Source organism: Pseudomonas sp. HMSC063H08 (genome assembly GCF_001813645.1).
GTDB classification, from domain to species: Bacteria; Pseudomonadota; Gammaproteobacteria; order Pseudomonadales; family Pseudomonadaceae; genus Pseudomonas; species Pseudomonas aeruginosa.
In genome coordinates this window covers 24,976-48,234 of the sequence record NZ_KV813597.1, presented here as the reverse complement: position 1 = coordinate 48,234, position 23,259 = coordinate 24,976, and the positions used below count along the sequence as shown (strand labels likewise).

The following is a 23,259-nucleotide window of genomic DNA, read 5'->3' as shown; positions in this document are numbered from 1 at the left end:
CCATGCTGATTCCCGTGGTGCTTTCCGGCGGCGCCGGTACCCGCCTGTGGCCGGTGTCGCGTGAAGGACAGCCGAAGCCGTTCATGCGCCTGCCCGATGGCCAGACCCTGCTGGGCAAGACCTACCGACGTGCCGCCGGGCTCCTGGCCGGGCATGGCGAAATCGTCACGGTGACCAACCGCGAGCATTACTTCCAGAGCAAGGACCAGTTCCAGGCAGCCCGCCTGGGGCGGCACCGAGGACATTTCATCCTCGAACCGACCGGGCGCAACACCGCTCCGGCGATTGCCGTCGCCGCCCTGGCGCTGCAAGCCGAACATGGCGACGCGGCGGTACTGGTGGTGATGCCGGCGGATCACCTGATCCGCAACGAGGAGGCCTTCCGCGAGGCGGTGGGGCATGCCGCGCGTCTCGCCGTCGCCGGGCACCTGGTTACCTTCGGCGTGGTGCCGGACGCAGCGGAAACCGGTTTCGGCTATATCGAGCTGGGCGACCGGCTGGACGAACAGGGGGCGGCCAAGGTGCGCCGCTTCGTCGAGAAACCCGATGAGGAAACCGCCCGCCGCTACGTGGAAAGTGGCGGTTTCCTGTGGAATTCCGGGATGTTCTGTTTCACGGCCTCGACCCTGGTCGACGAGCTGGCGCAGCATGCCCCGGCCCTGCTGGAGCAGGCCAGGGCCTGCCTGGCCGCCAGTGCGGCGGTGAAGATGGCCGATGGCATCCAGCATGAGCTGGCGGGCGAAGCCTTCGCCGCGCTGCCGGACATTTCCATCGACTATGCGCTGATGGAGCGCTCCGCGCGGGTCGCCGTGGTGCCGGCGGCCTTCGACTGGAGCGATATCGGTTCCTGGGGCGCGATGAGCGCGCTGCTCGACGCGGACGCAGAGGGCAATCGCGGCAGCGGCGACACCCTGTTCGTCGACACCCGTAACACCTTCGTGCAGAGCGACGGGCGCCTGGTCGCCACGGTCGGGGTCGACGACCTGGTCGTGGTGGATACTTCCGATGCGCTGCTGATCGCCCGCGCCGACCGGGTCCAAGAGGTGCGCAGGGTGGTGCAGCGGTTGAAGGACGAGCGGCACGAGGCCTATCGGCTGCATCGGACCGTCAACCGTCCCTGGGGCAGCTATACCGTCCTCGAGGAAGGGCCGCGCTTCAAGATCAAGCGAATCGTGGTCAGGCCGGGAGAGCGCTTGTCGCTGCAGATGCACCATCACCGCAGCGAGCACTGGATCGTGGTGCAAGGCATGGCCAGGGTCACCAATGGCGATGGCGCGCGGCTGGTCAACAGCAACGAGTCGACCTACATTCCCGCGGGCCACCGGCATCGCCTGGAAAACCCGGGGGTCATCGACCTGGTGATGATCGAGGTGCAGAGCGGCGAATACCTGGGAGAGGACGACATCGTCCGCTTCGAGGACCAGTACGGCAGGGTGGTCTGATGCTTCTTGGCTTGTCTCGTTCCTTGTGGGGCTATCGTGGCTTCGTTCTCGGCAGCGTCAAGCGCGAGTTCCAGTCGCGCTACCGCGGGTCGCTGTTCGGCGCGTTGTGGACGGTGCTCAATCCGCTGTCGATGATCGTCGTCTACACGGTGATCTTCTCCCAGGTGATGCGCGCGCGCCTGCCGGGGGTCGACGACGGCCTGGCCTACAGCGTCTATCTCTGCGCCGGCCTGCTGACCTGGGGCCTGTTCGCGGAAATCACCTCGCGCAGCCAGAGCATGTTCATCGAGAACGCCAACCTGCTGAAGAAGATCAGCTTCCCGCGCATCTGCCTGCCGGTCATCGTACTGCTCAACGCCGGGGTCAATTTCGCCATCATCCTCGCCTTGTTCCTCGGCTTTCTCGCACTCAGCGGGCGCCTGCCGGGCGCGGCATTGCTCGCGCTGGTGCCGCTGCTGGCGATCCAGGTGCTGTTCGCGGCGGGACTGGGGATGATCCTCGGGGTGCTCAACGTGTTCTTCCGCGACGTCGGCCAGTTGTTCGGCATCTGCCTGCAGTTCTGGTTCTGGCTGACGCCGATCGTCTATCCGATCGGCATCCTGCCCGAGGGTATCCGCTCGCTGATCGAACTCAACCCGATGACCGCGCTGATGCGCAGCTACCAGCAGCTGTTCCTCCACGGGCAATGGCCGGACTGGCCTTCATTGCTGCCGATCACCCTGCTGGCGCTGCTGCTGTGCGCGCTCGGCCTGCGTCTGTTCCGCCAGCGGGTCGGCGAAATGGTGGATGAACTCTGATGGGACAGATACGCGTATCCGGCCTCGGCAAGGCCTACAAGCAGTATCCCAATCGCTGGAGCCGGTTGTTCGAATGGCTGGTGCCTTTCAGCCCTTCGCGCCACCACCTGCACTGGATCCTGCGCGAGGTCGAGTTCACCATCGAGCCGGGCGAAGCGGTCGGCATCGTCGGGGTCAACGGCGCCGGCAAGAGCACCTTGCTGAAGATGATCGCCGGCACCACCCAGCCGACCTGCGGCGAGATCCGCGTGGCCGGCCGGGTCGCCGCGCTGCTCGAGCTGGGCATGGGCTTCCACCCGGACTTCACCGGCCGGCAGAACGTCTTCATGGCCGGGCAACTGCTGGGCATGCAGGTCGAGGAAATCCAGGCGCTGATGCCGGATATCGAGGCCTTCGCCGAAATCGGCGAGGCCATCGAGCAACCGGTGCGCACCTACTCCAGCGGCATGCAGATGCGCCTGGCGTTCAGCGTGGCGACTGCCCGGCGGCCGGACATCCTGATCGTCGACGAGGCCCTGTCGGTTGGCGATGCCTATTTCCAGCACAAGAGCTTCGAGCGCATCCGCAGTTTCCGCAAGGCCGGCACCACCCTGCTGATCGTTTCCCACGACCGCTCGGCGATCCAGTCCATCTGCGACTCCGCGATCCTCCTGGAGCAGGGACGGATGGCCATGCGCGGGCGGCCGGAAGAAGTGATGGACTACTACAACGCCCTGCTCGCCGAGCGCGAGGGGCAGACCGTGCGCCAGGAAATGCTCGCCGACGGCCAGGTGCGGACGATTTCCGGCACTGGCGAGGCAGCGATCCTCGACGTACGGATGGTCGACCAGCGGCAGCGCGCGCTGGAGGTGGTCGAGGTAGGCCAGGCGGTGACGCTGGAAGTCGAGGTCGAGGTTCGCCAGGACATCGAGCGGCTGATCCTCGGCTTCATGATCAAGGACCGCCTCGGCCAGCCGATGTACGGGATCAATACCCACCGCCTGGACAAGGCCCTCACCGACCTGAAGGCCGGCGAGCGCATCACCTACCGCTTCGCCTTCGACATGCGCCTGGGCAAGGGGCACTACTCGGTGGCGCTGAGCCTGTCGCGGCTGGACTCGCACCTGGACCGCAACTTCGAATGGCGCGACTACGGCCTGGTCTTCCATGTCATCAACAACCGCCAGGAAGACTTCGTCGGTTGCTCCTGGCTGGGCGCCGAAATCCATATCAGCCGCTCCGGCGAGGTGGCTCTGGACCCCACTTCCACGGAGAGCACTCCATGACGCGTCTGTTGGTCGAATGCACCTATGTGTTCGAGCATCCCAAGGTCAATTCCGGTATTCAGCGGGTGGTGCGCAACGTCATCCGCGAGTTGCCGGAAGCCGACGAGACGGTGGAGTGCATCCCGGTGGCAATGCTCGACGGCACCCTGTATCAGGTCCACAGCCTGGCGCCGCTGGACCCACGGCCGCATTCGCCGCTGGTACGCCTGCGCATCCTGGTGGAGCGAGCCGCCAACTACTTCTGGCTGGGCCAGCGCACCCTGGAAAAGCGCCGCCCGTTCCGTTCCTCGCCGTGGGCCCGGCGCCTTCTCTATGTAGCCTGCCGCCTGTTCGCCTTCGCCTTCCTCAGCATTCCGCTGCGCCTGCTCGACCGCATCCTCGGCAAGCAGCAGCCTGCACCCGTGCGCGCGACCCCGCTCGAACATCGGGCCGGCGACCAACTGGTCTTGCTGGACTCCTCCTGGCACGCCGATTTCTTCCCGCTGGCGGAACGCCTCAAGAGCGAGGGCGTGGGCATCGTCTCGGTGATCTACGACCTGATTCCCCTGACCCATCCGCAATTCTGCGATGCCGGCCTGGTCAAGGTGTTCAACCACTGGTTCGACTGGATCGCGGCCACCGCCGACGGCTACGTCGCGATTTCCGAGACCATCCGCGACGAAGTGCGCGCGGAGATGCTGCGGCGCATCGGCCCGGAGAAGGTCGCGCAACGCTGGTTCGATTATTTCCACCTGGGTTCGGAGCTGGACCTGGTGGAGGACGGCGCCTCCGTCGAGCCCGACCTGCTGCGCATGTTCAAGGCCAAGGCGCCGGTATTCCTGATGGTCAGCACCATCGAGCCGCGGAAGAACCACGGTTACCTGCTGGATGCCTTCGAGCGCGCCTGGGCCCAGGGTTCGCAGGTGCGGTTGTGCATCGCCGGACGCATCGGCTGGAAGTGCGAGGCGCTGGTGGAACGGGTGCGGCAGCATCCGGAGCTGAACAAGCGCCTGTTCATGTTCAACGACCTCTCCGACAAGAGCCTGGAGTACGCATACTCCCATGCCGCATCGCTGGTCTTCCCGTCCTATGTGGAAGGTTTCGGCCTGCCGCTGGTGGAGGCCATGCAGCGCGGCCTGCCGGCGATGGGCAGCGACATCCCGGTGTTCCGCGAGATCGGCGGCGAATTCATGGCCTACTTCGACCTTGCCGATCCGCAGACCCTGGCGAACCTGGTCACCCGCTTCGAAGCCACGGGCGAGTTCCCGGCCGAGCGACCGGTCGGCGAATGGCGCTGGATCGGCTGGCACGAAGCGAGTCGGCAACTGATCGCGCGGATCCTGCTCGCCCTCGGCAAGGCCCCGACGCATGGCGAGGCAGTACATGCGGATTGCGGTTAACGCACGGATTCTCCAGGCGCCGCGGACCGGCATCGGACATTACCTGGTCGAGTTGCTGGGCGCGTTGCAGGCGCACGCGGACTTCGAGTTTTCCCTGTTCCATGGCTGGGGCTGGAGCGGCGACCTGCCGGCGGCGGCGCTGCCCGGCTATTCGCGTCTGTCGCCCTGGCTGCGCAACCTGCCCGGAGCCTACCGGGCACGACGCTGGCTGGAGCAGCGGCGTTTCGATAGCGGTCGGCCGCCGGTCGATCTCTACCATGAGCCCAGTCTCTGGCCGCTGGACTTCGACGGGCCGATGTTGATGACCCTGCACGACCTGACCCACCTGCATTATCCGGCGACGCAACCCGCCGCCCGCTTGCGCGAAATAGAACGCCGGCTGGCGCGCGGGATGGAAAAGGCCCGGTTGATCCTGACCGACTCGCAGGCGATCGCCGACGAGGCGCAGGCGTATTTCGGCCTGCCGCGCGAGCGCTTCGTGGTGGCGCCCCTCGGCCATGCCGCGCGGTTCCGTCCGCGGGACCGGGAGTCCCTGCGCGAGCCCTTGCGCGCGCATGGCCTGGTGCCGCGCGGGTATTTCCTCTGCGTAGGAACCCTCGAACCGCGCAAGAACCTGTCGCTGGCCCTGCGCGCCCATGGGCAACTGCCGGCGGCGGTCCGCCAGCGTTTTCCGCTGATGATCGTCGGCATGCCGGGATGGGAAAGTCGCTCGCTTGACGACGAACTGCGCCAGGCGCTGGCTTCGGGGACGGTGCGGCTGCTCGGCTACCTGCCGGACGAGCGGGTCGCCGAGTTGATGTCGGGCGCTCGGGCGCTGGTCTTCCCCTCGATCTACGAAGGCTTCGGCCTGCCTGTGCTGGAAGCCATGGCCAGCGGCACGCCGGTATTGCTCACGCGACTCTCCGCAATGCCGGAGGTGGCCGGCGAGGCGGGCAGCTATATTGACCCGGATGATGCCAATGGGCTATCTGACATGCTGGTCCGCATGACCGAGGATACCGTCTACTGGGAGTGCTGCCGGGAAGCCGGCCTGCGACGGGCGGAGCAGTTTTCCTGGAAACGTTGCGCGAATCTCACCGCTGCAGCCTATCGTCGTGCCGTGGAGGGCTGAATGCGGGTACTGCACTTCTACAAGACCTACCTGAGCGAAACGGTAGGCGGGATCGAACAGGTGATCTTCCAGCTTTGCGAGAGCAGCGGGCCGTGGGGGATCGACAACCACGTCCTGACCCTGAGCAGCGACCCGCATCCGCCTGTCGTGCCCTTCGGCGGACATGTGGTGCATCGCGCCAGGCTCGACCTGCAGCTCGCCTCCACCGGTTTTTCCCTGAGCGTGTTCAAGCAGTTCCGCGAGCTGGCGGCAGAGGCGGACGTGGTCAACTACCACTTCCCCTGGCCGTTCATGGACCTGGTGCATTTCCTCACCGGTATGAACAAGCCGAGCGTGGTCACCTACCATTCGGACATCATCCGCCAGCGCGTCCTGTTGAAACTGTACCGGCCGCTGATGAGTCGTTTCCTCCACAGCGTGGATCGCATCGTCGCAGCCTCGCCCAACTACTTCAGTACCAGCGACGTGCTCCGCCAGTACCGGGAAAAGACCCGGGTGATCACCTACGGCCTGGACAAGGACGGCTACCCGAAGCCTGCGGCACAGCGTCTGGAGCACTGGCGAGAGAAACTCGGGCCGCGGTTCTTCCTGTTCGTCGGGGTGATGCGCTACTACAAGGGCCTGCATATCCTGCTGGATGCGTTGCAGGGCACCGATTACCCGGTGGTAATCGTCGGTGCCGGGCCGTTGCAGGCCGAGCTGTATGCCCAGGCCGCGGCGCTGGGGTTGCGCAACGTGCACTTCCTCGGGCGGGTGGACGACGAGGACAAGGTCGCCCTGCTGCAACTCAGCTACGCCATGGTCTTTCCGTCGCACCTGCGTTCCGAGGCGTTCGGCATTTCCCTGCTGGAGGGCGCGATGTACGGCAAGCCGATGATCTCCAGCGAGATCGGCACCGGCACCAGCTACATCAATATCCATGGCGAGACCGGCCTGGTCGTGCCGCCCAGCCAGCCGGCCGCGTTTCGCCAAGCGATGCGCTGGCTCTGGGAGCATCCGCAGCAGGCGGAGGAAATGGGCAGGAACGCGGAGGCCCGCTATCGGCAACTGTTCACCGCCGAAGAGATGGGGCGTCGCTGGAGCGAGCTGTACCGTGAACTGCTGGAGGAAAAGGCTTCTTCCAGATACGTGAAGGCCGCTCGGTAAGGAGCGGCCTACGGTACAGTTCAGGCTGGGCCGAACCGGGGCGTTACAGTATCGCTTAGCGCCAGAACGGCTTGTTCAGCTCGGCGTAGCGCTGGGCTTCGCTGATGCCGGCGTCGGCGAGCAGGCGGGAGTCCAGGCGGGCCAGCTGGCGACGGCTCTGGATGCGGCGCTGCCACAGTTTCATGGTGCCCAGCAGGCTGCTGCTGCGGCGGTTGGAGCGAGCGATGTCGAAAGTGTTGGAACCGAGGGTACGTTCCATGATGTGTCGATCCTTCCCACTTGTGGTGGGTAGTCAGGTTGCTAGTGATTAACTGAGCAATATGATCTGACTAACAGGTCAACAAGAATAGGAACAGTTGCGGAGAATTGCGTTGGATCACCGGGGTGTGTTTCCGAACTGTATGGGTTGTTTCGGTGCGTAACTGTACCGCTCTGCACCGTCATGGTGCGTTACCGAAAGAAACAGCGAAGTGTTACAGCAGGAAAAGCGAAAGGGCCGGGTGGGCGTGTTGCGATGGCGGCAAGAGAAAAGGCCGCCGAAATATGTTTTTACGTGGTTTTTTCTGCCCTGTCCAGACGCCCGGAAGAATTAATCGTCCGGGCGCTGGAAATAGTTGCGGATGAAACGGTTCAGCCTCAGCCGGCCAGCATGTGTCCACGTTCTTCCAGGTTCAGGTGCCAGGCCAGCGCCTCGCGCAACAGATGCGGCGTGTGGCCGCCTTTCGCGCAAGCCGCCTCGAAGTAGTCCAGCAGCGGTGCCTGGTAGGACGGGTGGACACAGTTCTCGATGATCACCCGGGCCCGTTCGCGAGGCGCCAGGCCGCGCAGGTCGGCGAGGCCCTGCTCGGTGACGAGGATGTCGACGTCGTGCTCGGTGTGGTCGACGTGGCTGACCATCGGCACCACGCTGGAAATGTTGCCGCCCTTGGCGATCGACTTGGTGACGAAGATCGCCAGGTGCGCGTTGCGGGCGAAGTCGCCGGAGCCGCCGATGCCGTTCATCATCTTGGTGCCGCCGACGTGGGTCGAGTTGACGTTGCCGTAGATGTCGAACTCCAGCGCCGTATTGATGCCGATGATGCCCAGGCGACGGACCACCTCGGGGTGGTTGGAGATTTCCTGCGGGCGCAGCACCAGCTTGTCCTTGTAGCGCTCCAGGTTACCGAACACGTCGGCGTTGCGCCGCGGCGACAGGGTGATCGAGCTGCCCGAGGCGAAGCGCAGCTTGCCGGCGTCGATCAGGTCGAAGGTCGAGTCCTGCAGCACTTCGGAGTACATGGTCAGGTTCTCGAACGGCGACTCGATCAGGCCGCACATCACCGCGTTGGCGATGCTGCCGATACCGGCCTGCAGCGGGCCGAGGCTGTTGCTCATGCGCCCGGCGTCGACCTCGCGCTTGAAGAAATCGATCAGGTGGTTGGCGATGGCCTGGGTCTCGCCGTCCGGCGGCAGCACGGTGGATGGCGAGTCCGGCTGGTCGTTGATGACGATGGCGACGATCTTCTCCGGCGGGATCGGGATCGCCGTGCTGCCGATGCGGTCGTCGACGCGGGTCAGCGGGATCGGCGTGCGGGTCGGCCGGTAGGTCGGGATATAGATGTCGTGCAGGCCTTCCAGATTGGTGCTGTGGGCCAGGTTGATCTCGACGATGACCTGCTTGGCGAAGATCGCGAAGCTCGCCGAGTTGCCCACCGAGGTGGTCGGCACGATGTGGCCCTGCTCGGTGATCGCGGCGGCTTCGATGACGGCGATGTCCGGCAGCTTCAACTGGTGGTTGCGCAACTGCTCGACGGTTTCCGAGAGGTGCTGGTCGATGAACATCACTTCGCCGGCGTTGATCGCCTTGCGCAGGGTGCTGTCGACCTGGAACGGCATGCGCCGGGCGAGCACGCCGGCCTCGGTGAGCTGCTTGTCGAGGTCGTTGCCGAGGCTGGCGCCGGTCATCAGGCTGATACGCAGCGGACGTTCCTTGGCGCGCATGGCCAGCGCCTGGGGTACGGCCTTGGCCTCGCCGGCGCGGGTGAAACCGCTCATGCCGACGGTCATGCCGTCCTGGATCAGGTCGGCGGCTTCGGCCGCACTCATCACCTTGTCGAGCAGGGAGGGCAGGCGCACGCGATCACGGTACATGGAACGAACCTCAGACGACGAATTATTAGAGGCCGCCAGTCTAGGGTTTCCGCGATTTTTCGCCTTTATACCAAGGTCGAAGCGCCATTCAGCGGGCTTATGGGCGGATTGCCAGGACCACCACGCCCGCTGTCACCAGGGCTACGCCGAGCCATTGGCGCAGGTCCAGGCGTTCGCCGAGGAGGGCCACGCCGAGCAGTGCCACCAGCACCACGCTGAACTTGTCCAGCGGCGCCACCAGCGACGCCGGGCCGAGCTTGAGGGCGCGGAAATAGCAGATCCAGGAGGCACCGGTGGCCAGCCCGGAGAGCACCAGGAACAGCCAGCTGCGCGGCGGGATGCTGCCCGGGGCCTGGAACTTGCCCAGGACCGCGAGGATGCCGCCGAGGGTGACGAGGATCACCAGGGTGCGGATGAAGGTGGCGAAGTCCGAATCGACCCGGTCGAGGCCGATCTTGGCGAAGATCGCGGTCAGCGCGGCGAACAGCGCCGAAAGCAGTGCCCAGAAGGCCCAGGATGCCAGCATGTCGTCCTCCTCCGGGCCTTCTCCAGGGCTGCGCCGCTACAGGGCTTCCAGCTTGGCGTAGCCGAGCATCAGCCACTTGCTGCCTTCGCTCTCGAAGTTCACCTGCACCCGGGCCTGGGCGCCGGCGCCTTCGAAGTTGAGGATAGTCCCTTCGCCGAACAGCGCGTGGCGCACCCGCTGGCCGAGGGAGAAGGGCGTCTCCGGCACCCCGGCGCCGCTGAACAGGCTGCCGCCGGCGTTGCGCGAAGTGCCGCCGTAGGGGCGGCTGACGGTATTGGACAGGCGCACTTCCTGGATCAGCGACGGTGGGATCTCGCGGATGAAGCGCGAAACCTTGTTGTAGGTCTCGCTGCCGTAGAGCCGGCGGGTCTCCGCGTAGGTCAGGACCAGTCGCTGCATGGCGCGGGTGACGCCGACGTAGGCCAGGCGGCGTTCCTCTTCCAGGCGGCCGGATTCCTCCAGGCTCATCTTGTGCGGGAACAGCCCTTCCTCCATGCCGACCAGGAACACCAGCGGGAACTCCAGGCCCTTGGCGCTGTGCAAGGTCATCAGTTGGATACTGTCCTCGTGGGCGTCGGCCTGGGTTTCCCCGGCCTCCAGGGAGGCGTGGCTGAGGAAGGCCTGCAGCGGGGTGAGGTCTTCCTCTTCCTCGCTGTTCTCGAAGGCGCGGGCGGCGCTGACCAGTTCCTCGAGGTTCTCCACCCGGGCCTGGCCTTTCTCGCCTTTTTCTTCCTTGTGGTAGCTGATCAGTCCGGACTGCTCGATCACCGTCTGGGTCATCAGGTGCAGCGGCATGTCCATGACCTTCGCCGAAAGATTCTCGATCAGCTCGACGAAGCCGGTCAGGGCGCTGGCGGCGCGGCCGGGCAGGACCTTGTTGGCGATCATCAGGCGTATCGCCTCCCACATCGACACGTCGTTGCCGCGGGCGAATTCGCGGATGCTCTCCACGGTCTTCTCGCCGATGCCGCGTGCCGGCACGTTGACCACCCGTTCCAGCGCCGCGTCGTTGCCGCGGCCGTCGAGCAGGCGCAGGTAGGCCATGGCGTTCTTGATCTCGGCTCGCTCGAAGAAGCGCTGGCCGCCGTAGATGCGGTAGGGAATCTTCTCCCGCAGCAGGGCTTCCTCCAGCACCCGCGACTGGGCGTTGGAGCGGTAGAGGATGGCGATCTCGCTGCGCGCCAGGCCGCCCTTGAGCGCGCTCTCGATCGACTCGACCACGTAGCGCGCCTCGTCGTGCTCGTTGAACGCGGCGTACAGGCTCAGCGACTCGCCGTCCTCGCCGTCGGTCCACAACTCCTTGCCCAGGCGTCCCTGGTTGTTGGCGATCAGGGCGTTGGCGGCCTTGAGGATCGACGCGGTGGAGCGGTAGTTCTGCTCCAGGCGGATCACCTCGGCGTCGGCGAAGTCGTCGCTGAACTGCTGGATGTTCTCGATCCGCGCGCCACGCCAGCCGTAGATCGACTGGTCGTCGTCGCCGACCACCATCAGGCTGTCGCCGCCCTTGGCGAGAATCCGCAGCCAGGCGTACTGCACGGCGTTGGTGTCCTGGAACTCGTCCACCAGGATATGGCGGAAGCGCCGCTGGTAGTGCTCGAGCACGCCGGGATGGTCGCGCCAGAGGTCCAGGGCGCGCAGCAGCAGCTCGGAGAAGTCGATCACCCCGGCGCGGGCGCAGGCCGCCTCGTAGGCTTCGTAGATCTTCAGCATGGTGGCGAGGAACAGGTCGCCGCCGGGCTGGATGTGTTGCGGCCGCAGGCCCTCGTCCTTCTGCCCGTTGATGAACCACTGGGCCTGGCGCGCCGGCCAGCGCTGCTCGTCGAGGCCGAGTTCGCGGATCACCCGCTTGACCAGGCGTTGCTGGTCGTCGCTGTCGAGGATCTGGAAGTTCTCGCTCAGCCCGGCCTCGCGCCAGTGCGCGCGCAGCAGGCGATGGGCGAGGCCGTGGAAGGTGCCGACCCACATGCCCGCCGGATTGATCCCGAGCAACTGCTCGATGCGGTGGCGCATCTCCGCCGCCGCCTTGTTGGTGAAGGTCACCGACAGGATGCTGTAGGGCGAGGCGTGCTCGACCTGGATCAGCCAGGCGATCCGGTGCACCAGCACGCGGGTCTTGCCCGAGCCGGCGCCGGCGAGGACCAGTTGGCGGCCCAGCGGCGCGGCCACGGCCTGGCGCTGCGGGTCGTTGAGGGAGTTCAGCAGGAGGGAGAGGTCGTCGTTCATCGCGGCATTCTACCGGGGCGGGGAAAAGCCGGGCAAACCGGGCCGCCATTCGGCGCAGGCCGGCGCAGCGTCGGGCCTGGCTGCGGAAAAATGCTCTATCCCGGCCTTGGGCAGCCTGCCCCTGCTCGGTTATGCTCCGGCCACTTCAAGGCAAACCACTACAAGAACAAGCGCCTATGACCGTCCATGTCGAGCCCTTGGCGCTGCCGGGCGGCAGCACCGATGTACTGCGGCTCTACGCCCGCGAAATTGCCATCGAGCGTACCCGGCTCCTTTATCTCGGCTCGCGCACGCCGACCCTGCTCATGCTGCTCGGCGGCGTGACCAGCGCCTGCCTGGTGTGGGGCAAGGTCAGCAGCTGGCTGCTCGGTGGCTGGCTGGTCTGGCTGGTGTTGCTCGCCGTCCTGCGCCTGCTGCAGGTCGCCGCCTTCCAGCAGGCCGACAGCCGTCGCCAGGCCAGCCGCCACTGGCGGCGGACCTTCCTGTGCGGCGCCGGCGCCTCGGGCCTGACCCTGGCGTTCGCGGTGATCATGCTGGTCCCGGCCGATGCCTTCCTCCAGCAGGTGCTGGTGTTCGGCCTGGTGGCGGCGGCGATCCTCTCCGCCAGCGTCGCCTATGCGGTGAGCCTGCCGGCCTTCCTCACCTTCGCCTTGCCGGGCCTGCTGCCATCCATCGTTTTCCTGCTGTTACAGCCGCATAGCCTGTTGCAGGGCTGGGGCGTGCTCGGCCTGATCCTGCTGGTGGCGCTGCTGGTGGTCGCCGGGCAGATCCACCGGCTGGTGCAGGGCGCGCTGCTGCGACGCTTCCAGACCCAGGCGCTGAACCTGCACCTGGAGCGCGTCAACGCCGAGGCCGAAGCGCTCAATCGCAAGCTCGCCCAGGAGGTCGGCCAGCGACGCCTGGTCGAACGCGAGCTGCGCGCCGCCCGCGATGCCTTGCAGCGCCGGGTGGAGGCGCGCACCGAGGAGCTTGGCGCGACCAGCCAGGCGCTCAGCCAGAGCGAGGCGCGCCTGGCCATGGCCCTGGAGGCCAGCGAACTGGGGTTGTGGGACTGGAACCTGGAGAGCGGCCGGGTCCAGCATTCCTATCTCGAGGCGGTCTTCAGCGCCGGGGACGGTCCCGAGGACTATCGCAGGCTGATCGAAAGCATCCACCCCGGCGACCTGCCGCGTATCCGTCGCGCCCTCGCCGAACATCTCAAGGGGCGTAGCGAGCTGTACCGGGTGGAGTACCGCGTGCGCGACCGGGAGGGCGGCTGGCGCTGGCTGGAGGATCGCGGCCGGGCCATGGCTCGCGACCCGCGGGGACGGGTGACGCGGATGCTCGGCACGCGCAGCGACATCAGCGCGCGCAAGCGCCTGGAAGAGCAGCAGCAACTGGCCGCGACAGTGTTCGAGGCGGCCAGCGAGAGCATCGTGATCCTCGATCCGGCCTATAACCTGCTGGCGGTCAACCAGGCCTTCAGTCGCATCACCGGCTATCGCCGCGAGGACGTGGTCGGGCGCAACGCCAGCCTGCTGGTGAATACCCCCGAGGCCCAGCGCCACTACCGGCAGATCCGCGCCGAGCTGCGCCAGCACGGGCAGTGGCAGGGCGAACTGGTGGATACGCGGAAGAATGGCGATCCCTATCCCCAATGGCTGCAGCTCAACCTGCTGCGCGACGGCAATGGCGAGGCGACCCACATCGTCGGTTTCTTCACCGATCTCAGTGCCCGCCGCGACGTCGAGGAGCGCCTGCGTCATCTGCTGCACTACGACGAACTGACCGGCCTGGCCAACCGCCGGTTGTTCCGCGAGCGGCTGCACGAGGCGGCCCAGCGGGCGCGCCAGGAGGAGGGCGGGCTGGCCTTGCTGCTGATCGACCTGGACCGCTTCAAGCTGCTCAACGACAGCCTCGGCCATGAGGTCGCCGACCAGTTGCTCAGGGAGATGGCCCAGCGCCTGCGGCGCACCGCGCCGGAAGCCAACACCCTGGCGCGTCTGGCCGGCGACGAGTTCGCCATCCTCCTCGATGGTGGCACCGGCGCCGCGGCCCTGTCGCGCCTGGCCGAACGCCTGCTGGTCCAGTTGCGCCAGCCGGTGAGCGTGCTCGGCCACGAGCTGATCCTCGGCGCCTCGCTGGGGATCAGCCTGTTTTCCGAGCAGGCGCGGGAAATCTCCGTGCTCATGAGCCAGGCGAACCTGGCGATGCAACATGCCAAGCAACTCGGCGGCAACACCTTCCAGTTCTTCCGCGACAACCTGCAGGACAGCACCCTCGAACGCCTGCGCCTGGAAACCCGGTTGCGCAAGGCGGTCGAGGAGGGCCAGCTGGACGTGCATTACCAGCCCAAGCTGTGCCTGGCCAGCGGCCGCCCGGACTCGGTCGAGGCGCTGGTGCGCTGGCACCATCCGGAGGAGGGCATGATCCCGCCGTCGACCTTCATCGGCCTCGCCGAGGAGTGCGGGTTGATCGGCGAGATCGGCGAATTCGTCCTGCGCCGGGCCTGCCTGCAGGCCGCCGAGTGGAGCCAGCGGGGCCTGAACCTGCGGGTCTCGGTGAACCTCTCGGTCCACCAGTTGCGCCAGGGCGACCTGCTCGACGTAGTGCGCTCGGCGCTGGCCGACAGCGGCCTGCCGGCGGTGCAACTGGAGCTGGAGTTGACCGAAAGCCAGTGGCTGGACGCCCTCGACAGTGTCCTGGCGACCTTCCGCCAGTTGCGCGAGATGGGGGTGAAGCTGTCGGTCGACGACTTCGGCACCGGCTATTCCTCGCTCAGCTACCTGAAGCGCCTGCCGCTGGACTACCTGAAGATCGACCAGTCGTTCGTCCGCGACCTGACCCAGAACAGCGAGGATGCGGCGATCATCCGGGCGATCATCGCCATGGCCCACAGCCTCGACCTGAAGGTGGTCGCCGAAGGCGTGGAAACCATCGAGCAGCGGGACTTCCTGGTGGCCCAGCGTTGCGACGAGCTGCAGGGCTACCTGATCGGCCGGCCGTTGCCGGCCCATGCCCTGGAGGAAGGTTTGCGCCAGGCTCGTTGAACGCGATCCGGCGGAGTATGCTGTAGCACTTTCGACTCCCACGAATTAAGGACGATTCATGCGCTCGAAGCCGCTTCTTCCCGCCCTCCTGCTGGTGGGCGCCGGTCTCTCCCCGCTGGCCCAGGCCAGCAGCGACGACTCCTGCTATCCCGATTGGTCGCTGGTCGGCGGCGGTGTCTGCGATACCTTGCCGTTCCTCGCCCCGGGCAACGACACCCGCGCCAACCTGCGCCTGCTGCTGGCCGACGCCGGCCACTGGCGGTTGGTGGAGGCGCCGCCGTCGGAGGAAGAGAAGCTCGAAGGCTACGGCCTGGTGCCGTTCGGCCTGTTCCGCCTGCTGCCCGGCGACGGCAGCCAGCCGCCCGCGCCTCCGGCGGCGAGCGAAGCCGAGACACCGCCGCCTGCGCCAGCGCCCTCGCCGCTCGCCGAACTGGCCCGGCAGATGGGCGCCGCAGCGCTACCGGAAAAGATCGCCGGCGCCGAATTCTTCGAGGGCGAGGGCAGCCGCTGCCGCAGCAACGACCAGGACAGCGCGCTGGCGTTTCTTCGCCAGGTCCGTGACGCCGGGCTGGGCGAGGCGGAGACCAAGGCACTGGCCAACAGCCGCCTGGAGCTGCTCGGTGCCTGCGGCTGGGAACAAGAGGAACTGGGCGGTGTGCTCGCGCAAGGCGTCGAGTCGGCCGCAGGCAAGGCCTTCGCCACGTACCTGGAGGCTGCGGCCAACTTCTACAGCGGCCGCTTCGACGAAGCCGAACAGGGCTTCAAGGCGTTGCAGGACGTGTCGCAGCCCTGGCTGAAGGAAACCGCCCTGTACCTGCAGGCGCGCACCCTGCTCAACGCCGCCCAGCAGAACGCCTTCGACGACATGGGCTTCCCCGAGTTGCAGAATGTCGACAAGGCTCGCCTGGAACAGACCCGCAGCGCCCTCGATGCCTACCTGCAGGCGTATCCGAAGGGGCTCTACGCCGCCTCTGCCAAGGGCTTGCAGCGGCGCGTGCATTGGCTGGCCGGCGACCAGAAGCTGCTGGCCCAGGACTATGCCGCGCAATTCGCCGAAGCCGAGCAAGGGCAGCGCAACATGGCCCTGGAAGACCTGGTCCAGGAGGTCGACAACAAGCTCCTGACCGGTATCCAGCTCGGCGACATCCAGACCCCGCTGCTGCTGGCGGTGGCCGACCTGGTGCAGATGCGCGCCCACGATCCGTCGACCCCGCGCAGCTTCACCTGGGAAACACTGCAGGCCCAACAGGCCAGCTTCGCCGCGCATCCCGAACTGTTCGCCTACCTGCAGGCGGCCTATCGCTTCTATGTCGACCAGGACCCGGCGAAGACCCTCGAAGCGCTGCCGCAAAAGGTCGGCAGCCTCGACTACGTCGGCTTCAGCCAGCAGACCCTGCGTGGGCTGGCGCTGGAGCAACAGAAGGACTGGAAAGCCGCCGAGGCGCTCTGGCTGGAACTGTTGCCGCAGGCCGCGCAGCCGTACCAGAAGGGCCAGTTGCAGTTGGCCCTGGCGCTCAACTACGAGCGCAGCGGCCAGTTGGAAAAGGTCTTCGCCGAAGGTTCGCCGGTCCAGGAGCCGCTGCTGCGCAGCATCCTCCTGCGCAACGTCGCCGACGCCGCGCTGTTGCGCCGCCAGGCCAAGCAGGGGGCGACGGCGGAAGAGCGCGACAGCGCGCTGTTCACTCTCCTTTACAAGGACCTGCGCCGCAGCCGCTTCGCCGACTTCGGCAAGGACTTCGCGCTGCTCGGCGAAACCCCCTCGCAGACCAAGCTGGGCACCAGCCTCGGCTATGTCTACGGCGCCGGCAACAGCCTGGAGCTGTTCCGCTGGAAGGGCGACAAGGCCGAGTCCGGCTACGTTTGCCCGGCCATCGCCGAGTCGGCCGCGGCGCTGGCCGCCGATGACAAGGACCCGAAGGGCCTGAACTGCCTGGGCGAATTCATCCTGCGCAACGGTCTTGACGGCATGCCGCTGGACAGCCAGCCCGAGGCCAACGAGCTGGGCGGCACCCCGAGCGGCTTCAAGGGCGCGGTGTACTCCCGGCTGGATGGCTATCGCCTGGTCATGGACAACCCCAAGGCACCGCGCGAAGACAAGGCCTACGCGCTGTTCCGCGCGATCAACTGCTTCGCCCCGGCCGGCTACAACACCTGCGGCCAGCAGGACATCCCGCAGGCCGAGCGCAAGCAATGGTTCCGTACGCTCAAGTCGACCTACGCCGACAGCTCCTGGGCCAAGGAACTGAAGTACTACTGGTGAGGCGCTGGCGAGCCTGGCTGGCGGGCCTGCTGCTGGGCCTGCCGCTGTTGCCGTCCGTCGAGGCCGCGGTGCGCGCCGAGGACTACGGCGCTTTCTGGCTGTGGAGCGGCGTCGCGCCGCAGCCGGTGCTGGCGCGGGCCGAGACGCTGTACATCCTGCAGGGACAGATCAGCCAGTCGCGCCGGCGCCCCGGCGAGGGCGTGCGGCTGATCGCCCAGGGCATCTCGGTGCCGCGCCTGGCGCGGGGCGAGGTCTGGGTGGTGTACCGCGCCCATACCCTGCGCTGGACGCCGCAGATCTACCAGGCCGTGCTGAACCAGGTGCAGCGCTGGAAGCGTGCCGGCAACCCGGTGGTCGGCATCCAGATCGACTTCGATGCGCGTACCCGCTACCTCGACGAGTACGTCGATTTCCTCCGCGACCTGCGCCGGCGCCTGCCCCGCGAATACCGCTTGAGCATCACCGGATTGCTCGACTGGGGCAGCAACGCCGAGCCGGCGGCGATCAACCGGCTCAAGGGCGTGGTCGACGAAGTGGTGGTGCAGACCTACCAGGGGCGCCACAGCATTCCCAACCACGCCGCCTACCTCCCGCGGGTCAGCCGCCTGCAACTGCCGTACCGGATCGGCCTGGTCCAGGGCGGCGACTGGCAAGCCCCCGACTACCTGGAAAAGAGCCCCTGGTTCAGGGGCTACGTGGTGTTCCTGCTCAACCCTCAGTGAGCGCAGCCGCAACCGCCCTTGCCGGCACACCCGCCGCTGCGTTCGGCCTGCGGCTGGCGGGTGTCCTGGCCGGGCTGGAGATCGCGCATCAGTAACGCGTAGCGCAGGTCCAGGCCTTCCGGCAGCGCCAGGTAGACCACGTGGCCATTGCCCGGCGCCACCTCGATGGCTTCGCCGGCGGCGTTGCGCAGGTCCTCCACGCGCAGGCTCAGGTTGCCTCGCGGAGTCATCAGCTCGACGCTGTCGCCGCGCTGGAAGCGGTTCTTCACCTCCACCTCGGCCAGGCCGTCGCGGCGTTCGCCGGTGAGTTCGCCGACGAACTGCTGGCGCTCGGACAACGAATGGCCGTGCTGGTAGTTCTGGTACTCGTCGTGCACGTGGCGGCGCAGGAAGCCCTCGGTGTAGCCGCGGTGGGCGAGGGACTCCAGGGTGTCCATCAGACCGCGGTCGAACGGCTTGCCGGCCGCCGCGTCGTCGATCGCCTGGCGGTAGACCTGGGCGGTGCGCGCCACGTAGTAGTGGGACTTGGTACGGCCCTCGATCTTCAGCGAGTGCACGCCGATCCGCGCCAGCCGCTCGACGTGCTGCACGGCGCGGAGGTCCTTGGAATTCATGATGTAGGTGCCGTGTTCGTCCTCGAAGGCGGCCATCGGTTCGCCGGGACGGTTGCCTTCCTCGAGGAGGAACACCTGCTCGGTCGGCGCGCCGCGTCCCAGGGTCGGCTCCCGCGCCACCACGTTGCCCAGCTCGTCCTCGCGGCCCTCCACCGCCTTGTATTCCCAGCGGCAGGCATTGGTGCAGGTGCCCTGGTTGGGGTCGCGGCGGTTGATGTAGCCGGACAGCAGGCAGCGCCCGGAATAGGCCATGCACAAGGCGCCGTGGACGAACACTTCCAGCTCCATGTCCGGCACCTGCTGGCGGATTTCCTCGATCTCCTCCAGCGACAGCTCGCGGGAAAGGATCACCCGGGTCAGGCCCTGCTGCCGCCAGAATTGCACCGCGGCCCAGTTCACCGCGTTGGCCTGCACCGACAGGTGGATGGGCATCTGCGGGAAATGCTGGCGAACCAGCATGATCAGGCCGGGATCGGACATGATCAGCGCATCCGGACCCATGGCGACCACTGGCTCCAGGTCGCGCAGGAAGGTCTTCAGCTTGGCGTTGTGCGGGGCGATGTTGACCACCACGTAGAAGCGCTTGCCGAGCGCGTGGGCCTCGGCGATGCCTTCGGCCAGTTGGGCGTGGTCGAAATCGTTGTTGCGCACCCGCAGGCTGTAGCGCGGCTGCCCGGCGTAGACGGCATCGGCGCCGTAGGCGAAGGCATAGCGCATGCTTTTCAGGGTGCCGGCGGGGCACAGCAGTTCGGGGCGGAGGGCGGTGGCGGTCATGGTTCGGGCTCGCAACGACGTGGGCGCGCGACTTTAGCCGAGCGCGCGCCGGGCGATCCTGAGCCGGATCAATGTCCGCGTCATTCCAGCCAGCGTCGACCCTGCAGTTCCAGCAGCAGTTGCGCCTGTTCCGGGCCGTTGCTGCCGGCCGGGTAGGGCCGCGGGCTCTGGTAGTGCTCGCGCCAGCCGGCGAGGATCGGGTCGACCCAGCCCCAGGCGGCCTCTACCTCGTCGCGGCGCATGAACAGCGTCGAGTCGCCCTCGATCACGTCCAGCAGCAGGCGTTCGTAGGCGTCCCAGCGGCGCTTGTTGCGGCTGAGGGCCTCGGCCAGGTTGAGGTCCAGCTCCACCGGTTCCAGTTGCATGCCCTTGCCCGGGGTCTTGGCCATCAGTTGCACGCTGATCCGCTCCTCCGGCTGCAACCTTATCCACAGGCGGTTGGCCGGCCCGCCGCCGCCGTCGATCAGGCTGTGTGGCACCGGCTTGAACTGGATGACGATTTCCGAGCACTTGCGCGCCATGCGCTTGCCGGTGCGCAGGTAGAACGGCACCCCGGCCCAGCGCCAGTTCTCGACCTCGGCCTGGAGCGCGACGAAGGTCTCGGTATCGCTGTCGTTGTCGACGTTCTTCTCGAAGTAGTACGCCGGCACCTCCTGGCCGCCGATCCTGCCGGCGGCGTACTGGCCGCGTACCGTCTTGTCCTGCACGTCGAGCCCGGAGATCGGCTTCAGCGCCTGCAGCACCTTGAGCTTCTCGTTGCGCACCGCCTCGGCGTCGAAACGCACCGGCGCCTCCATCGCCACCAGGCAGAGCAACTGGAGCAGATGGTTCTGCACCATGTCGCGCATCGCCCCGGCGTGGTCGTAGTAGCCGCCGCGGTTCTCCACGCCAAGGGTCTCGTTGACGCTGATCTGCACATGGTCGATGTGCGCCGCGCGCCAGACCGGCTCGAACAACGCATTGGCGAAGCGCAGGGCCATCAGGTTCTGCACGGTTTCCTTGCCCAGGTAGTGGTCGATGCGGAACACCCGCGACTCGTCGAACACCCGGCCGATGGACTGGTTGATCGCCCTCGCCGAGTCCAGCGAATGGCCCAGCGGTTTTTCCAGCACGATGCGCGCTTGCGGCCCGGCGAGGCCGGCGATGGAGAGGTTCTGCGCGATCGGCGCGAACAGGCTCGGCGAGGTTGCCAGGTAGTGCACCAGCACCCGGCCCTCGCTGCTCTTCAGGTGCCGCGCGAGACGACCGAAGTCTGCGCTCTGCGAGGCGTCCATGGCCAGGTAGTCGAGGCGCGCGGCGAAGCCTTTCCATTGTTCGGCGGCGAACTCGCTGCGCGCCACCACCGCGCGGACGTTGCGCTCGGCGAGGGCGAGGAAGGCGGCGTTGTCCAGCGCGCTGCGGGCGAGGGCGAAGATCCGCGTATCGGCCGGCAGGCGGTCCTCCCGGTGCAGGCGATAGAGCGCCGGCAGCAGCTTGTGCAGGGCCAGGTCGCCGGTACCGCCGAAGACCAGGATGTCGCAGGACGTTGGAGTGGCTGGTGTACTCAAGGCAAGCTCCCGACGGCGTTGGCTGGGCGTGGCTGACTGTTTGTAGTATAACTACAAGGTTACTACAGAGAATCGAGCCCAGCCTGTGAACCTGCTGCAGCACATAGCCCAGTCCCGCCAACAGCTCCGCAAGTCGGAACTCAAGGTCGCCGATCACGTTCTCAACGATCCGGCGTCGGTCATGCACAGCTCCATGGCCGAACTGGCCCATGGGGTCGGGGTCAGCGAGCCGACCATCGTGCGTTTCTGCCGCGCCATCGGCTGCAGCGGCTTCCAGGACCTCAAGCTGAAGCTGGCGCAGAGCCTGGCGGCCGGCGCCAGCTTCGGCCAGTTCTCGATCCATGAGAGCGACTCGGTGGCCGACTTCAGCCTGAAGATCTTCGACACCACGCTGCACAGCCTGATGGAAGTCCGCGAGCACCTGGACACCCACGCCCTGGAGCGCGCCATCGCCGCCATCGCCCACGCCCAGCGCGTGGAGTTCTACGGCTTCGGCGCTTCCGGCGCGGTAGCCTCGGATGCCCAGCACAAGTTCTTCCGCCTGCTGCTGTCGGCGGCGGCCTACTCCGACCCGCACATGCAGGCGATGTCGGCGGTGACCCTCAAGCCCAGCGACGTGGCCATCTGCATTTCCCAGTCGGGTCGCTCGAAGGACCTGCTGATCACCGCCAACCTGGTGCGCGAGGCCGGCGCCACGCTGATCACCCTGTGCCCGAGCCAGACCCCGCTGGCCGACCTGGCCACGGTCAACCTGGCGATCGACGTGCACGAGGACACCGACATCTACACCCCGCTGACCTCGCGCATCGCCCACCTGGTGGTGATCGACGTGCTGGCGATGGGCGTGGCCATGGCCCGCGGCCCGGACCTGGTCAACCACCTCAAGAGCGTCAAGCGCAGCCTGCGCAGCCTGCGCCTGTCGCCGAAGGTGATGAAGAACCAGGAAGAGCGCGGCGAGCCGTCCTGAGGCGCCGCCGGGAAGGCATAACGCAGTCTTCACCGGCCTGCCGCCAAACCGTCACATTGCTGCGCGATGCTCGCGACTCCAGCCAGTCGGCCATGGGAGACGCGAGATGCCCCGTCATAGCGATGCCAATGCCCAGCACGTGGATTCGAAAACCCGCCGCAAGCTCGAAGACCAGCGGCGCATGCAATTCCGCCGGGCGATCGAGGACCACTGCGAAGAACTGCGCCTGCGCCAGGAACTGGCCGACTACCCCGAGCTGGTAGCCGCCGCCTACCTCAGCTCGAGCCGCCAGGGCCGGCGAAGCGCCCAGCGAGCTGGCTGATCAGCGCCCGCTCCTCGCGGACGAAGGCGACGAACGCCTGGGCCACCGGGCTCAGGCGCTTGCCCTTGGCGTGCACCAGGCACCAGCTGCGATAGAGCGGCAATTCCTCCACCGGTAGTTCGCGCAGCAGGCCGTTGGCCAGTTCCTGGTGCGCCGCATGGCGCGGCAGCAGGGCCAGGCCGAGGCCGGCGATCACCCCTTCGCGCAGGGACTCCAGCGAGGCGATCTCCTGGATCTGCGAGAAGTGCGCGCGGCGTTGCTGGAAGAACTCCTCGCAAGCCTTGCGGGTGCCGGAGCCCGGTTCGCGGACCAGTAGCGGGAAGGGCTCCAGGTCCTTCAGGGCCAGCTTCGCGGCGTTGCACAGCGGATGGTCCGGCGGCGCCACGGCGATGATCGGGTTGTTCAGGAAGGGCAGGAACTCCAGGGCCATGTCCTGCGGTACCAGGGACATGATCACCAGGTCGTCGCGGTTGTCGGCCAGGCGCTTGATCACCTGGGTGCGGTTGACCACCGTCAGGCTCAGGCTGACTTCCGGATGCAGGTTCTGGAACGCCTTGAACAGGTGCGGGGTGATGTACTTGGCGCTGGACTCCACCGCCAGGCGCAACTGGCCCTGCAGCGAGCCCTTCAGGTCCGAGAGCTGCATGTCCAGGCTTTCCAGGCGCTGGAACAGGTCGGTGCTGGTCTTCAGCAGGGCTTCGGCGGCATCGGTCAGGTAGAGCTTCTTGCCGACGTACTCGAACAGCGGCTGGCCGACCAGCTCTTCCAGTTGGCGGATCTGCAGGCTGACTGCCGGCTGGGTCAGGGCCATTTCCTCCGCCGCCCGGCTGTAGGAGCGGCTCTCGCATACGGCACGAAAAACCTGAAGCTGCCGTAATGTCATACGCATCAACGACTTACGCATTCCAGTCACACTCTGACCGAGATCGGTCGGGCGACTATAAAGCTTTTCTAATGGCTATCCCAATAATTATTGATTTTTGTTAATGACCCTCACGGGGGTAG

18 protein-coding genes are annotated in these 23,259 nt (G+C 66.7%); 11 read left to right on the top strand and 7 right to left on the bottom strand.

Features of this window, described 5'->3' with window-relative positions:
- Window positions 1-2: 2 nt before the first annotated feature.
- Genes HMPREF2924_RS28340 through wbpZ form a run of 6 tightly spaced genes read left to right on the top strand, consistent with a single transcriptional unit; the run spans window position 3 to window position 7,140 of the window.
- Complete coding sequence (locus tag HMPREF2924_RS28340; RefSeq protein ID WP_003096889.1) at window positions 3-1,442, top strand: mannose-1-phosphate guanylyltransferase/mannose-6-phosphate isomerase; 1,440 nt, start codon at window positions 3-5, stop codon at window positions 1,440-1,442.
- A complete protein-coding gene (locus HMPREF2924_RS28335) occupies window positions 1,442-2,239 on the top strand; it encodes an ABC transporter permease (RefSeq protein WP_003096887.1) in 798 nt (265 codons plus the stop codon). The genes HMPREF2924_RS28340 and HMPREF2924_RS28335 overlap by 1 nt, the downstream gene beginning before the upstream one ends.
- Window positions 2,239-3,504 carry an ABC transporter ATP-binding protein gene (locus HMPREF2924_RS28330; RefSeq protein ID WP_004364725.1) on the top strand — a complete coding sequence of 422 codons (1,266 nt, stop codon included), beginning with the start codon at window positions 2,239-2,241 and terminating at the stop codon, window positions 3,502-3,504. The genes HMPREF2924_RS28335 and HMPREF2924_RS28330 overlap by 1 nt, the downstream gene beginning before the upstream one ends.
- Complete coding sequence (locus HMPREF2924_RS28325) at window positions 3,501-4,883, top strand: glycosyltransferase family 4 protein (protein ID WP_003110353.1); 1,383 nt, start codon at window positions 3,501-3,503, stop codon at window positions 4,881-4,883. The genes HMPREF2924_RS28330 and HMPREF2924_RS28325 overlap by 4 nt, the downstream gene beginning before the upstream one ends.
- On the top strand, window positions 4,867-5,994 hold the full coding sequence (locus HMPREF2924_RS28320) for a glycosyltransferase family 4 protein (protein ID WP_003102573.1): 1,128 nt from the start codon (window positions 4,867-4,869) through the stop codon (window positions 5,992-5,994). The genes HMPREF2924_RS28325 and HMPREF2924_RS28320 overlap by 17 nt, the downstream gene beginning before the upstream one ends.
- Window positions 5,995-7,140 carry a D-rhamnosyltransferase WbpZ gene (gene wbpZ / locus HMPREF2924_RS28315; protein WP_004364722.1) on the top strand — a complete coding sequence of 382 codons (1,146 nt, stop codon included), beginning with the start codon at window positions 5,995-5,997 and terminating at the stop codon, window positions 7,138-7,140. It begins immediately after the preceding gene.
- A gap of 55 nt (window positions 7,141-7,195) precedes the next feature.
- Here the strand turns inward: wbpZ and HMPREF2924_RS28310 are convergent, their stop codons facing one another.
- The 4 genes from HMPREF2924_RS28310 to uvrD form a co-directional block, all read right to left on the bottom strand.
- The gene (locus tag HMPREF2924_RS28310) at window positions 7,196-7,399 is read right to left on the bottom strand and encodes a DUF1127 domain-containing protein (RefSeq protein WP_003096877.1); all 204 of its coding nucleotides are present in this window, start codon (window positions 7,397-7,399) and stop codon (window positions 7,196-7,198) included.
- Between the two features lie 377 nt (window positions 7,400-7,776).
- Entirely contained in the window at window positions 7,777-9,270 is a 1,494-nt protein-coding gene (locus tag HMPREF2924_RS28305) for an acetyl-CoA hydrolase/transferase family protein (protein WP_003096875.1), read from the bottom strand.
- Window positions 9,271-9,367: 97 nt separating this feature from the next.
- Window positions 9,368-9,796 carry an EamA family transporter gene (locus HMPREF2924_RS28300; protein ID WP_003110349.1) on the bottom strand — a complete coding sequence of 143 codons (429 nt, stop codon included), beginning with the start codon at window positions 9,794-9,796 and terminating at the stop codon, window positions 9,368-9,370.
- A 36-nt stretch (window positions 9,797-9,832) separates the two neighbouring features.
- The gene (gene uvrD / locus HMPREF2924_RS28295) at window positions 9,833-12,019 is read right to left on the bottom strand and encodes a DNA helicase II (RefSeq protein ID WP_004364720.1); all 2,187 of its coding nucleotides are present in this window, start codon (window positions 12,017-12,019) and stop codon (window positions 9,833-9,835) included.
- A gap of 176 nt (window positions 12,020-12,195) precedes the next feature.
- Here uvrD and HMPREF2924_RS28290 point away from each other — a divergent pair, with 176 nt between their 5' ends.
- From HMPREF2924_RS28290 to HMPREF2924_RS28280, 3 genes are read left to right on the top strand one after another with little or no spacing between them, the layout of a single operon-like run.
- On the top strand, window positions 12,196-15,048 hold the full coding sequence (locus HMPREF2924_RS28290; RefSeq protein ID WP_023094956.1) for a putative bifunctional diguanylate cyclase/phosphodiesterase: 2,853 nt from the start codon (window positions 12,196-12,198) through the stop codon (window positions 15,046-15,048).
- Between the two features lie 58 nt (window positions 15,049-15,106).
- Complete coding sequence (locus HMPREF2924_RS28285) at window positions 15,107-17,308, top strand: PA5441 family protein (RefSeq protein WP_003136393.1); 2,202 nt, start codon at window positions 15,107-15,109, stop codon at window positions 17,306-17,308.
- The gene (locus tag HMPREF2924_RS28280; RefSeq protein WP_003096864.1) at window positions 17,305-18,030 is read left to right on the top strand and encodes a DUF3142 domain-containing protein; all 726 of its coding nucleotides are present in this window, start codon (window positions 17,305-17,307) and stop codon (window positions 18,028-18,030) included. Before HMPREF2924_RS28285 ends, HMPREF2924_RS28280 begins: the two co-directional genes overlap by 4 nt.
- Here the strand turns inward: HMPREF2924_RS28280 and yegQ are convergent.
- Both yegQ and zwf read right to left on the bottom strand, forming a co-directional pair.
- Complete coding sequence (yegQ, locus tag HMPREF2924_RS28275; RefSeq protein WP_003136392.1) at window positions 18,024-19,418, bottom strand: prephenate-dependent tRNA uridine(34) hydroxylase TrhP; 1,395 nt, start codon at window positions 19,416-19,418, stop codon at window positions 18,024-18,026. The two genes, HMPREF2924_RS28280 and yegQ, sit on opposite strands and share 7 nt — an antisense overlap.
- A gap of 80 nt (window positions 19,419-19,498) precedes the next feature.
- The gene (gene zwf / locus HMPREF2924_RS28270; RefSeq protein ID WP_003096859.1) at window positions 19,499-20,965 is read right to left on the bottom strand and encodes a glucose-6-phosphate dehydrogenase; all 1,467 of its coding nucleotides are present in this window, start codon (window positions 20,963-20,965) and stop codon (window positions 19,499-19,501) included.
- Window positions 20,966-21,050: 85 nt separating this feature from the next.
- On the opposite strand from zwf, the gene hexR reads away from it, so the two are divergent.
- Both hexR and HMPREF2924_RS28260 read left to right on the top strand, forming a co-directional pair.
- Entirely contained in the window at window positions 21,051-21,932 is an 882-nt protein-coding gene (gene hexR, locus HMPREF2924_RS28265) for a transcriptional regulator HexR (protein ID WP_003096857.1), read from the top strand.
- A gap of 106 nt (window positions 21,933-22,038) precedes the next feature.
- A complete protein-coding gene (locus HMPREF2924_RS28260) occupies window positions 22,039-22,254 on the top strand; it encodes a PA3496 family putative envelope integrity protein (RefSeq protein WP_070700815.1) in 216 nt (71 codons plus the stop codon).
- Here the strand turns inward: HMPREF2924_RS28260 and pycR are convergent.
- Window positions 22,208-23,143, bottom strand: coding sequence for a LysR family transcriptional regulator PycR (gene pycR / locus HMPREF2924_RS28255; RefSeq protein ID WP_003121355.1), 936 nt, complete (start codon window positions 23,141-23,143; stop codon window positions 22,208-22,210). The two genes, HMPREF2924_RS28260 and pycR, sit on opposite strands and share 47 nt — an antisense overlap.
- Window positions 23,144-23,259: the final 116 nt, after the last annotated feature.